At 74.4% G+C, this 12,162-nt stretch carries 12 protein-coding genes; all 12 read left to right on the top strand.

Translation table 11 applies throughout. The features are described 5' to 3' along the window. Positions 1-105 precede the first annotated feature (105 nt). The 12 genes from NMK34_RS22400 to NMK34_RS22345 all read left to right on the top strand — a co-directional run bounded on the left by NMK34_RS22400 (position 106) and on the right by NMK34_RS22345 (position 12,145). On the top strand, positions 106-1,785 hold the full coding sequence (locus NMK34_RS22400; protein WP_318335069.1) for a carbamoyltransferase N-terminal domain-containing protein: 1,680 nt from the start codon (positions 106-108) through the stop codon (positions 1,783-1,785). 77 nt (positions 1,786-1,862) lie between these two features. Next, complete coding sequence (locus NMK34_RS22395) at positions 1,863-2,153, top strand: phosphopantetheine-binding protein (protein ID WP_216933389.1); 291 nt, start codon at positions 1,863-1,865, stop codon at positions 2,151-2,153. A 52-nt stretch (positions 2,154-2,205) separates the two neighbouring features. Continuing rightward, on the top strand, positions 2,206-3,909 hold the full coding sequence (locus tag NMK34_RS22390) for a carbamoyltransferase N-terminal domain-containing protein (protein ID WP_318335068.1): 1,704 nt from the start codon (positions 2,206-2,208) through the stop codon (positions 3,907-3,909). A 32-nt stretch (positions 3,910-3,941) separates the two neighbouring features. Further along, the gene (locus tag NMK34_RS22385) at positions 3,942-4,937 is read left to right on the top strand and encodes a methyltransferase (protein ID WP_318335067.1); all 996 of its coding nucleotides are present in this window, start codon (positions 3,942-3,944) and stop codon (positions 4,935-4,937) included. Next, positions 4,934-5,683 carry a 3-oxoacyl-[acyl-carrier-protein] reductase gene (gene fabG, locus NMK34_RS22380; protein WP_318335066.1) on the top strand — a complete coding sequence of 250 codons (750 nt, stop codon included), beginning with the start codon at positions 4,934-4,936 and terminating at the stop codon, positions 5,681-5,683. The genes NMK34_RS22385 and fabG overlap by 4 nt, the downstream gene beginning before the upstream one ends. Before the next feature lie 49 nt (positions 5,684-5,732). Further along, on the top strand, positions 5,733-5,987 hold the full coding sequence (locus NMK34_RS22375; protein ID WP_135239705.1) for an acyl carrier protein: 255 nt from the start codon (positions 5,733-5,735) through the stop codon (positions 5,985-5,987). Between the two features lie 4 nt (positions 5,988-5,991). Next, a complete protein-coding gene (locus tag NMK34_RS22370; protein ID WP_318335065.1) occupies positions 5,992-7,209 on the top strand; it encodes a beta-ketoacyl-[acyl-carrier-protein] synthase family protein in 1,218 nt (405 codons plus the stop codon). Further along, complete coding sequence (locus NMK34_RS22365; protein WP_318335064.1) at positions 7,206-8,279, top strand: beta-ketoacyl synthase N-terminal-like domain-containing protein; 1,074 nt, start codon at positions 7,206-7,208, stop codon at positions 8,277-8,279. Before NMK34_RS22370 ends, NMK34_RS22365 begins: the two co-directional genes overlap by 4 nt. Further along, positions 8,276-9,085 carry an alpha/beta hydrolase gene (locus tag NMK34_RS22360; protein WP_318335063.1) on the top strand — a complete coding sequence of 270 codons (810 nt, stop codon included), beginning with the start codon at positions 8,276-8,278 and terminating at the stop codon, positions 9,083-9,085. Before NMK34_RS22365 ends, NMK34_RS22360 begins: the two co-directional genes overlap by 4 nt. Continuing rightward, complete coding sequence (locus NMK34_RS22355; protein WP_318335062.1) at positions 9,082-9,780, top strand: 2-hydroxychromene-2-carboxylate isomerase; 699 nt, start codon at positions 9,082-9,084, stop codon at positions 9,778-9,780. Before NMK34_RS22360 ends, NMK34_RS22355 begins: the two co-directional genes overlap by 4 nt. Further along, a complete protein-coding gene (locus tag NMK34_RS22350; RefSeq protein ID WP_135239710.1) occupies positions 9,777-11,000 on the top strand; it encodes a cytochrome P450 in 1,224 nt (407 codons plus the stop codon). The genes NMK34_RS22355 and NMK34_RS22350 overlap by 4 nt, the downstream gene beginning before the upstream one ends. Then, positions 10,997-12,145 (top strand): steroid 3-ketoacyl-CoA thiolase, encoded by a 1,149-nt coding sequence (locus NMK34_RS22345; RefSeq protein ID WP_318335061.1) that lies wholly within the window; start codon positions 10,997-10,999, stop codon positions 12,143-12,145. The genes NMK34_RS22350 and NMK34_RS22345 overlap by 4 nt, the downstream gene beginning before the upstream one ends. The last annotated feature ends 17 nt before the right edge of the window (positions 12,146-12,162 follow it).

Genomic DNA, 12,162 nt, shown 5'->3' with positions numbered 1-12,162 from the left:
TCGACGTGTGACGTGGGCGCGATGTCCCTGGCACGCCTGCCCGGTCAGGTGCGGGCAACTGGGCATTCTGCCCAGTTGAACGGACCCGGCGAGGAGGCTGCGAAGGTGCCTGGACGATCCCTGATCTGCGGACTGAAGGTCACGCACGACGGCGCGGTGGCCGTGATTGACGACGGTCGGCTGCTGTTCTCCACCGAGGCGGAGAAGCTCGGCAACCACAACCGCCACTCGGAACTGCACGACATCGACGTGATCCACGACGAACTGCGCCGGCACGGCCTGTCGGCGGGCGAGCTGACCGGCGTGGCCGTCGACGGCTGGGCCCGGGACCGGGACGGCACCTCGTACGTGTGGCTGCTCGACGGCGCGCGCCCGCACCCGCTGGACGTGGCCGGCTACGAGGACCCGGTGACCGACGCGGCGCGGCCCCTGGACGCGCGGCACGGCCCGCTGCCGCAGCGGTTCGGCCCGGCCGGTTTCGCCAGCTACACCCACGCCACCGGGCACCTGTTCGCCAGCTACAGCACCAGCCCGTTCGCGCAGCGCGGCGAGCCGGCGCTCGGCCTGGTCTGGGACGGCGGGATGCCGCCCTTCCTCTACCTGGTCGAACCGGACGGGCCCCGGGTACGCGGCGTCGGCCGGGTCAACGAGTTCATCGGCGGCCTGTACCCGATCTTCGCCTCGCACTTCGACCCGTTCCGGGTCGACCGGCGCAGCGCCGACCCGGACCGCCGGTTCGGGATGGAGGCGCTGCTCCCGGTCTCCGGGAAGGCGATGGCGTACGCCGGGCTGGGCAAACCGGTGGAGGCGGTGATCGACGTGATGGGCACCGTCACCGCGCAGTTCGGCGCGGTCGACACGCCGATGCGCTCGTTCCAGTGGAGCCAGCGGGTGCTCCAGCTCGCCCGGGGCCTCGGCGCCACCGACGCCGAGCTGCTGGCCTCGTTCCAGGAGTACCTGTTCCGGGCCCTGGTCACCGGCATGGTGGCGATGCTCGACCGGCACCCGGAGCTGCGGGCGCTGCCGCTGTGCCTGTCCGGCGGCTGCGCGCTGAACATCAAGTGGAACTCCGGCCTGCGGAGCAGCGGGCACTTCCCGCGGGTGTGGGTGCCGCCGTTCCCCAACGACGCCGGCTCGGCGATCGGCGCCGCGTGCGCCGAGATGGCCCGCACGACCGGGCGTACCGGCCTGCAGTGGAGCGAGTTCGCCGGGCCGGAGCTGCGCTGGGACGGCGTGGTGCCGCCGGGCTGGACGTCGCGGCCGTGCCCGGTCGAGGACCTGGCCGCGCTGCTGCACGAGCGCGGCGAGGTGGTCGTCGTGCTCACCGGGCGGGCCGAGCTGGGCCCGCGCGCGCTCGGGCACCGCAGCCTCATCGCGCCCGCCACCAGCCGGGACATGCAGCAGCGGCTCAACGAGATCAAGGGCCGGGAGTGGTACCGGCCGGTGGCGCCGATCTGCCTGGAGGAGCGGGCGCCGGAGGTGTTCGCGCCCGGCACCCGCGACCCGTACATGCTCTTCGACCACGACGTCCGGGCCGGCTGGGTGGAACGCATCCCGGCTGTGGTGCACGTCGACGGCAGCGCCCGGCTGCAGACCGTCGACGCCGGCAACCGGGTGGTCCACGACCTGCTGCGCGCCTACGAGCGCCTCAGCGGCGTACCGGTGCTCTGCAACACCAGTGCGAACCTGCCGGGACGCGGTTTCTTCCCCGACCCGGGCACCGCCATGTCCTGGGGCCGCACCCGGTACGTGTGGTCCGACGACGTGCTCTACGAGCGCCTCTGAACCCGCCTCCGGAGGGTGTCCGCGGTCGAGTTCGCGCACGCTTCCGGGGGCGCTCGGGGCGGGGTTACGGTGCCCCCGTGCCGATTCCGAATGAGCAGCAGACGCGGAAGCGGGTGCGGGAGCTGGTCCTCGAACTGGCCCCCAACCCGGAGAAGGGCGACCAGGACGAGGTGCTCCTCGTCGAGGACCTGGAGTACCACTCCCTGGCCCTCCTGGAGCTCGCCTTCGCCCTGGAGGACGAGTTCGACCTGCCGCCGATCGACGAGCAGAGCGTGCAGAACATCCGTACCGCCGCCGACATCGAGAACCACGTGGTGCGGCAGCTGGAGAGCAAGGACGCCGAGCCGCTGGCCGCCACGACGGAGTGACGGTCCACCACGGACCGTGCGAGGGCTGGCAACGATCGGTGGAGGTGCGGACTTGTCCGAGCACGACGAGGTCATCTGCGGGCTGAAACTGACCCACGACGGCGCGCACGCCCTGATCCGGGGCGACCGTCTGCTCTGGTCGGTCGAGGAGGAGAAGGTCGGCAACCGCCGCCGCCACGCCCGCCTCACCGACCTGAGCGGCGTGGTGGCCGAGCTGGAACGCCACGGCCTGGGCATCGGCGACATCGACGCGATCAGCGTCGACGGCTGGGTGCAGTCCGGCGACGGGCGTACCGCGGCGGAGATCGAGCTGCCCGACGGCGGGCGGCAGATGATCGACCTGGCCGGCTACGCGGTCATCGCCGAGCCCGGCAACCCGCTGCCGGCCCACCCGCGCACCACCGGCAGCGGCCTGCCGCTGGGCTCGAAGACCTTCGACTACTCCAGCTACCCGCACGCCACCGGCCACGCGTTCGCCGGTTACAGCACCAGCCCGTACGCGGCGGCGGACCGGGCCGCGCTGATCCTGGTGTGGGACGGCGGCATGCCCGCCACCCTCTACCGGTTCGACCCCGCCACGCCCGCGCTGCACTCGCTCGGCGTGGTGGTCCCGATCGTCGGTGCCCTCTACCCGATCTTCGCCTCGCTGTTCCCGCCGTTCGGCGTCCCCGCCGACGAGCGCCGCCGGCTCGGCGGGCTGGGCGACTTCGCCCAGCTGGAGGCGCTGCTGCCGGTCTCCGGCAAGGCGATGGCGTACGCCTCACTGGCCCCGGCCAGCGAGGAGGCGATCACGGTGATGACCGAGCTGGCCGAGTCGATGCTGCCGATCGGCATCACCGGCGCGTTCCTCTGGAGTCATCAGGCGCGGCGCCGGCTCGCGCCGCTCGGGCTCTCGGACGCGGCGATCCTCGCCTCGTTCCAGGAGTTCCTGTTCCGGCTGCTGCTGCGCGGGCTGCGTACCGGCCCGGGCGCCGCGTACGTGCGGGCCGGCGAGCCGCTCTGCCTGTCCGGCGGCTGCGCGCTGAACATCAAGTGGAACTCCGGGCTGCGGGCCAGCGGCGACTTCAGCGACGTGTGGGTGCCGCCGTTCCCGAACGACGCCGGCTCGGCCATCGGCACCGCCTGCGCGGAGCTGTTCCGCCGCACCGGCCGCGCCGCGCTGCGCTGGTCGGTGTTCGACGGCCCGGACCTCGTCGACTCGCCGGTCCCGCCCGGCTGGACCGGCCGCCCGTGCAGCGTCGCCGAACTCGCCGAGCTGCTGCACCGCACCGGCGAGCCGGTCGTGGTGGTCGACGGCCGGGCCGAGCTGGGCCCGCGCGCCCTGGGCCACCGCAGCATCATCGCCCCGGCGCACGACCCGGCGATGAAGGACCGGCTCAACGAGATCAAGCTGCGCGAGTCGTACCGGCCGGTGGCACCGATCTGCCTGGAGGAGCGGGCGCCGGAGGTGTTCGACCCCGGCACACCCGACCCGTACATGCTCTTCGAGCACCACATCCGGCCCGGGTGGCGGGACCGCGTGCCGGCGGTGGTGCACGCCGACGGCAGCGCCCGGCTGCAGACCGTCGGCCCGGCCCATCCGCTGCTGTTCGAACTGCTCACCGCGTACGAGCGGCACTCCGGCATCCCGGTGCTCTGCAACACCAGCGCCAACCACCCCGGACGCGGCTTCTTCCCCGACGCCGCCTCCGCGATGCGCTGGGGCGGCGTGCCGCGGGTCTGGTCGCGGGGCCGGCTGTACACGGCGGACCGCTGACCATGGTGGCCCGTCGCGCCGACATCTCGGCGATGCTCGAGATGCTCCCGCCCTTCGCCGTGCGGGTCGCCGCCACGCTGCGGCTGTCCGACCACATCGCCGACGGTCACACCGGGCTCAAGGCGCTCGCCCGGGCCGGCGGAGCCGACCCGGACGCGCTCGGCCGGCTCCTGCGCTACCTGGTCCAGCTCGGCCTCTACACCGAGCCCGAGCCGGGTACGTACGCGGTCACCCCGGCCGGCCGGATGCTCGCCACCGCCCACCCGTCGGGCCTGCGGGCCTGGCTGGACCTGGACGGGCCGGGCGGGCGGATGGACCTGGCGCTGGCCGGGCTGCTGCACGCGGTGCGCACCGGCGAACCCGGCTACGACCGGGTCCACGGCCGCTCCTTCTGGGACGATCTGGCCGCCGACCCGGCCCGCGGTGACGCCTTCGACGCGCTGATGGCCGGCAAGTCCCGGCGCGTCGCCGCCGACCTGGCCGCCGTGGTGCCCTGGGACGGCACCCGGCACCTGGTCGACGTGGGCGGCGGTCGCGGCGCCACGATGATCGCCGTCCTGGGCGCCCACCCCGGTCTGCGCGGCACCGTGTTCGACCTGCCCGGACCGGCGGCCGGGGCGCGCGCCGCGGTGCGGGAGGCGGGCCTGGCCGACCGGTGCGACGTGGTCGCCGGCAGCTTCCTCGACGACGCCGTGCCCGAGGGCGACACCCATCTGCTGTTCGACATCCTGCACGACTGGGACGACGCGACCGCCGCGGCGATCCTGCGCCGCTGCGCCGCGGTGAGCCACCGGGTGCTCGTGGTGGAGGACATCCCGGCCGGCGAACCGGACCGGTGGTCGGTCGCCGCCGACCTGAAGATGCTCACCCTCTTCGCCGGCCGCCAGCGCACCGCCGCGCAACTGGCGGCGCTGGGGGCGGTGGCCGGCCTGCGGGCCGTGCATCCGGCCGCGCCGGTGGCGCTGCCGGGCGGGTTCGCCTACGTCGAGTTCCGGCCGGGCGCCGGGGAAGGGGGTACGCCGGAATGAGCGGCTCCGAGTCCGCCGGGCACGTCCTGGTCACCGGCGCCTCCCGGGGCATCGGCCGCGCCGTCGCGGTGCACCTGGCCGGCCTGGGCTACGACGTCACCGGCTGCTACCGGCGCGACGGCGAGGACGCCGAGGCGGCCGAGGCGGAGGTCGCCGCCCACGGCGTGCGCTGCCTGTTCCAGTCCTGCGACGTGTCCGACCCGGACGCCGTCGAGGATCTGGTGGCGCTGGCGGAGAAGAAGGTCGGTCCGCTGACCGGGCTGGTGAACAACGCCGGCATCACCCGGGACGCCCCGGCCGTGCTCATGCGCGCCGACCAGTGGCGGGACGTGCTGGACGTCAACCTCACCGGCACCTGGAACCTGTGCCGCACCGTCGGGTTCCGCTTCCTCAAGCGGCGGGCCGGCGACATCGTCAACATCTCCTCGGTCGCCGGTGTCTACGGCAACGCCGGTCAGACCAACTACGCGGCGGCGAAGGCCGGCATCATCGGCCTGACCCGCTCGCTGGCCAAGGAGATGGCGCCCTACGGGTCGCGGGCCAACGTGGTCGCGCCCGGGTTCATCGACACCGACATGACCTCGGCGCTGCCGTCGAAGTCGCGCGCCAAGGCGCTCGCCGCCATCCCGCTGCGGCGCTTCGGCGTACCGGACGACGTGGCGCCGCTGGTGGCCTTCCTGCTGTCGCCCGCTGCGTCGTACATCACCGCCCAGGTCTTCCACGTCGACGGCGGGATCGTCCTGTGACGCCCGTGCCGTGCCCCACCGACCGTCGTACCAGGAGAGGAACAGTGTCATGTCGGACAAGCAAACCCACCTCGAGGAGCTGCGCGAGCTGGTCGCGGAGGTGCTCGAGGTCGAGCCGTCGGAGCTGACGGACACCGCCGACTTCCAGGACGAGTACGAGGCCGACTCGCTGCGGGCGATCGAGATGCTGGCGCGGATCGAGAAGCGCTACAAGGTGGAGATCCCGCAGCGGGAGCTGGCCGGGATGGAGAACCTCAAGGCGGTGTACGAGATCACCGCCACCTACGCGGGCTGGGACAGCTAGTGCGATGAACCGTGTCGTGATCACCGGCGTCGGGCCGGTCTCCAACATCGGCATCGGGGCCCGCGCCTTCGAGCAGGGGCTGCGCGAGGGGCGCGTGGGTGTCGGGCCGATCCGCAGCTTCGACACCACCGGCTTCCCGCGCACCATGGCCGGTGAGGTCCGCGACTTCGTCCCGGCGGACCTGCTGCGCCGGCTCGACGTCGCGGCGTGGGGCCGCTCGTCCCTGTTCGCGGCCGCCGCGGCCCGGCTCGCGGTGCGCGACGCCGGCCTGGACGCGGCGCTCGACGCCGGTGCGCTGGCACCGGACCGGGTCGGCGTGGTGGTCGGCACCACCAGCGGTGAGTCGAAGCTGACCGAGGAGTTCGGCCGGCGGGTGGTCGACGCCGGGTTCGCCGCCGTGGAGCCGGCGCTGCTGGCGGGGTTGCCGGCCGGGCGGCTGGCCTTCGCCGTGAACGAGGAGCTGGGCGTGACGGGTGAGTCGGTGACGCTGGCGACCGCCTGCTCGGCGAGCAACTACGCCATCGGCTACGCGTACGACGCGATCGCCGCCGGCGACGCCGAGGTGATGCTCACCGGCGGCGCCGACTCGGTGTGCCGGTGGGCGCACGCCGGGTTCGTGCGGCTCGGTGCCGTCGCCGAGACCGCCTGCGCGCCGTTCGACCTGAACCGCTCCGGCATGGTCACCGCGGAGGGCGGCGCGATGCTGGTGCTGGAGTCCGCCGACCACGCCGCCGCGCGTGGTGCCCGGCCCTACGCCGAGGTGCTCGGCTACGCCCTGAACTGCGACGCCAGCCACATGGTCGCGCCGAACGCGGCCACCATCGCCGCGTGCATGCGCCTGGCCTTCGACAGCGCCGGGATCAGCCCGTCGGACGTCGACTACGTCTGCGCGCACGGCACCGGCACCGCCGCCAACGACGCCACCGAGGCGGAGGCGCTGTTCGAGGCGTTCGACGGGAAGGTGCCACCGGTCAGCTCGATCAAGTCGATGCTCGGCCACACCATGGGCGCGGCGAGCGCGTTCGGCGCGATCGCGTCCGCCGTCGCCATCGCCCGGGGGTTCCTGCCGCCGACGGTGAACTGGGCGTCGCCGGACCCGGCCATGTCGTGGCTCGACCCGATCCCGAACCGGGCCCGCCCGGCGCCGGTACGGGTGGCCCAGAACAACGGCTTCGCGTTCGGCGGCAACAACGCCATCGTCCTGCTCGGGGCGCCGTCGTGACCGCGCTGACGATCGCCGGCTGGGGCGTCGTGGGCCCGGCCGCGGACAGCCCGGAGGCGCTCGCCACGGCGCTCGGCGCCGCGCCGCAGCCGGTGCCGGTCACCGGCATGTACGCCGACGAACTGCCCGACGCGCGGGCGCACGCCCTGGTCGGCTTCGACGTCAAGGCGCACCTGCGCCGCCGCGGCACCGCCTTCTTCGACCGGCGCACCTCGCTGACCGTGGTCGCCTGCGGCCGCGCGATCGAGGACGCCGGGCTGGTGGTGACCGACGACAACCGGGACCGGATCGGCATCGTCACCGGCACCACCGCCGGCAGCGTCAAGTCGAGCGTGGACTACGCGGCGGAGACGTTCACCCAGCAGCCGCCGTACCTGGTGAACCCGGCGCTGTTCCCGAACACCGTGATGAACTGCGCGGCCGGTCAGTCGGCCATCTGGTACAAGCTGCACGGCCCGAACGCGACCGTCGCCGGAGGGCCGCTGGCCTTCCTGACCGGGCTGCGCTACAGCGCGAACCTGTTCCGGCGGGGCCGTGCGGACGTGCTGCTCGCCGCCACGGTGGAGGAGTTCACCCCGCACGCCGCCTGGACCGTGCGACGCACCGGCGGGACCCTCGCCGGGGAGGGCGGCGCCGCGTTCGTGTTGCGCCGCGAACCGGACGGGCCGGCCGACGGCGCCGTCCTCGCCGTGCGGGCCGGCTTCTGCCCGGCCGGCCAGTCCCGGCCCGCCGCGCTCTCCGCACTCGTCCGGGCGACGCTGGCCGAGGCCGGCGTGGACGGCGCGGACGTGACCACGGTCGCCTGCGGCCGGCGTGGCGACGCGCGCGACGACGCCGAGGTCTGGTCGGCGGTGGACGACGGGCTCGGCGGGCGCTCGCCGGCCGAGCGGCTGCACGTCGACGACGTGGTCGGGGACTGCCAGGCGGCGACCGGGGCCTGGGAACTGGCCGCGGTGCTCGCCCGGCACCGCGCCGACCCGGGCCGCGACGGCGCGTACTCGCTGCTCGTGGCGCGGACGCCGGAGGGCGGCGTCGGCGCCGCGGTGGTCCGGGGCCGGAGCCGGCGATGATCCCACCGCGACTGCACGGCCTCACCGCCGACGACCGGGACGCCACTGCCGCCGACGGCGACGGCCCGGTCGCGGTGTTCGTGCACGGCATGGAGGACGACTGCCGGGGCTGGACCGCGCTCGCCCGCAGCCTCGGACCGCAGTGGCGGACGCTGGCGATGTGCGTGCCCTGGCACGCCGGCAACGACTACTCCTGGCGGTACGCCGGGCGGCCGGGGGAGTGGGTGGCGGCCGGGCTGTCGAAGCTGCCCGCGCCACCGACCGTCCTGGTCGGGCACTCCTTCGGCGCCAACGCGATCCTGGAGCTGCTGGCCACCAGCCCGCAACCGCCGGCCCGCACGGCGGTGCTGACCACGCCGTTCTACCGGCCGCACGACGCGCCGGTGACCTGGCGCGCGTTCGACAGGTCGCGGCGGATCTTCCAGCGCCAGATCAGCGACGGGCTGCGCTCGCGGCTGACCGCCCGCAAGACGTCCCTGGAACCCGACATCCTCGAGTCGATGCTCGAACGGGCGTGGGAGCGCACCGGCCCGAGCGCGTTCCTGGCGGTCTTCGAGCAGTACCTGGCCAGCGGCCACCTGCCGGTGCAGACGGTGGAGATCCCGGTGCTGGTGGTCGGCGGTGAACGCGACCCCGGGCTCAACCGGGACCACCTGCGGGCGCTCACCGACCGGCTGCCGCTGGGCCTGCTCGCCTGCGAACCCGACTACGACCACTTCTGCCACCGGCGACACGCCCACCGGCTCGGCCGGTCGATCGACCGGTTCGCCAGGTACGGCACCGACGCGGAGAGGCCGGCCCGATGACACCGAAGACGCAGCCGCGCGTGCACTTCTCCTTCCGCAGCCCGTTCAGCTGGCTGGCGATCACCGTCCTGCGCCGGCGGGTACCGGACCTGGACGACCGGGTCACCTTCGTGCCGTTCTGGAACCCGGACGCGGTCACCGAGGCGGCGCTGCGGGAACGTGGCGCGGAACTGCACTACGCCCCGATGAGCAAGGCGAAGCACCTCTACATCCTGCACGACACGAAACGGCAGGCGGCCCGCGTCGGCGTGCCGATGCGCTGGCCGATCGACGACGACCCGTGGTGGGAGCTGCCGCACCTGGCCTGGCTGGCTGCCCGCCGGGCCGGCCGCGCCCGGCAGTTCTACGAGGCGGCGTGCGCGGCCCGCTGGGAGCGCGGCGAGGACATCTGCACCGTCGAGGCGGTCGAGCGCATCGCCCGGGAGGCGGGGCTCGACCCCGGACCGGCGGCCCGGGCCACCGACGACCCGCTGATCCGGGCCGAGGCGGTCGACTGCCTGGAACAGGCGTACCACGACGACATCTTCGGCATCCCGTACTTCCGCGTCGGCCGGCACCGGTTCTGGGGCCTGGACCGGGTGGACGACTTCGTCGCCGAGCTGGAACACCCCACCCCGGTGCGGCGGCCCGCCCCGGCCGGCGCGGCCCGGCGGATCGGGGCGTACGACACCGACACGGCGGGAGGCTGCGGATGACCGCGAGCGCACGGGAGTCGGCGCGACTGTTCGACCCGTTCGACCCCGCCGTCCTGGCCGACCCGTACCCGGCCTACGCGCGGCTGCGCGACCACGACCCGGTCAGCTACCTGCCCGAGTACGACGTGTGGATGGTGACCCGGTACGACGACGTGGTAGCCATCGCCCGCGACCCGGCCCGGTTCTCCTCGAAGATCGGCATGAGCCCGGACTTCGCGGTCGCCGGCGGCCCGCAGACCGGCGTCAGCTACCGCATCGGCGCGCCGTCGGTACGGGTGCTCATCGCCACCGATCCGCCCGAGCACCAGATCTTCCGGCGCGCCGTGGCCGGCGCCTTCACCCCCGCCTCGGTGACCGCGGCGACGCCCCGGATCCGCGCACTGGCCCGCGAGCGCGTACGGGTGCTGCGGGAACGCAGCGAGGCCGGGTGCGGCGACTTCTTCACCGACCTGGCCGAGCCGCTGCCGGTGCTCGTGCTCGCCGACCTGCTCGGCGTGCCGGCGGACATGCACGAGGAGTTCCGGGACTGGTCCACTGTCATCACCAAGGACCTCGACCAGGCGTCCGGGCCGCCCCGGGTGGGCCGGGGGATCGAGATGTTCCGCTACTTCAGCCGTCAGCTCCGCCGCGCCACGCCCGGCCGGGCGAACCTGTTCGACGCGATCGCCACCGCCCGCTCCGCCGGGGTGTCCGAGCAGGAGCTGCTGGCGTTCTGCGCGTTCCTGCTCGTCGCCGGCATCGAGACCACCACGAACCTGCTGACCAACCTGATGGCCGCGCTGCTGCGTTTCCCCGGGTTGCAGGACCGCATCCGCGACGACCCGGGCCTGGTGCCGACCGCCGTGGACGAGGCGATCCGCTACGACACCCCGGTGCAGGCGCTGTGGCGGGGCACCCGCGAGCCGGTGGAGCTGCACGGCCGTACGCTGCCCGCCGACGCCCGGGTGCTGCTGGTCTGGGGCGCGGCCAACCGCGACGGCCGCCGGTTCGACCAGCCGGACGAGTTCCGGCCGGACCGCCGCCCCAACGACCACGTCGGCTTCGGCGCGGGCCCGCACTTCTGCCTCGGGGCGCGGCTGGCCACCGCCGAGGTCGCGGCGGTGCTGCACGAGCTGTTCGCCGCCGCGATCCGGGTGGAGCCGGCTGGGGAGCCGGTGCTGACCCGCAGCCTGGTGCTGCGCGGCCGGACCAGCCTGCCGGTGCGGTTGGTGCCCCGGTGACCCCGCCCGACCGCGACCCGGTCGTCGTCGAGGCGGTCCGCACCCCGATCGGCCGCCGCCGGGGCGCGCTCAGCGGCGTCCACGCCGCGGTCCTGCTGCGCCACGTGCTGCTGGCCGTGCTGGAGCGCACCGGCGTCGCGCCCGCGGACGTCGACCAGATCATCGGCGGCTGCGTGACCCAGGTCGGCGAGCAGGGCCTCAACGTGACCCGCAACGCGTGGCTGTCCACCGGCCTGGACCACCGGGTCGCGGCGACCACAGTGGATGTGAGCTGCGGCTCGGCCCAGCAGGCCAACCATCTGGTGGCCGCGCTCATCCACGCCGGGGCCATCGACGTCGGCATCGCCTGCGGCGTGGAGTCGATGAGCCGGGTGCCCGTGGGCAGCAACTTCACCGGTGCGGCCGACTTCCGCACCGAGGACTACCCGTGGGACGACCCGCCCCGGTTGCAGTTCGGCGGGGCCGAGCGGATCGCCGCGCGGCAGGGGCTGACCCGGGACGAACTGGACGCGTACGGCCTGCGCTCGCAGCGGCGGGCCGCGGCGGCCTGGGCCGCCGGGCACTTCGACCGTGAGGTCGTGCCGGTGCCGGTGCCCGGCGGCGCACCGGTCGCAGTCGACGAAGGGCTGCGCGCCTCCACCCCGGAAGGGCTGGCCGCGCTGCGTCCCACTGTCGACGGCGGCCTGCACACCGCCGGCACCACCTCGCAGGTCTCCGACGGCGCCGCGGCGGTGCTGTGGATGTCAGCCGGCCGGGCCCGGGCGCTCGGCCTGCCGGCCCGCGCCCGGCTGACCCACCAGGTGGTGACCGGCGCCGACCCGTACTACCTGCTCGACGGCCCGGTGGAGGCCACCGGCCGGATCCTCGCCCGGGCCGGGATGAGCCTCGGTGACATCGACAGGTACGAGGTCAACGAGGCGTTCGCCGCAGTGGTGCTGTCCTGGGCCGGGCGCCTCGGCGCGGACCTGGACCGGGTCAACGTCAACGGCGGGGCCATCGCGCTCGGGCACCCGATGGGCGCCACCGGCGCCCGGCTGGTCACCACCGCGCTGCACGAGCTGGAACGCACCGGCACGGAGCTGGCCCTGATCACCATGTGCTGCGGCGGCTCGCAGGGCACCGCCTCGATCCTGCAGCGCTGCTGACGGGCACACACGTACCC

It is taken from the genome of Micromonospora sp. BRA006-A (genome assembly GCF_033433935.1).
GTDB lineage: Bacteria > Actinomycetota > Actinomycetes > Mycobacteriales > Micromonosporaceae > Micromonospora > Micromonospora aurantiaca.
This window is presented reverse-complemented; position numbering and strand designations above follow the sequence as displayed.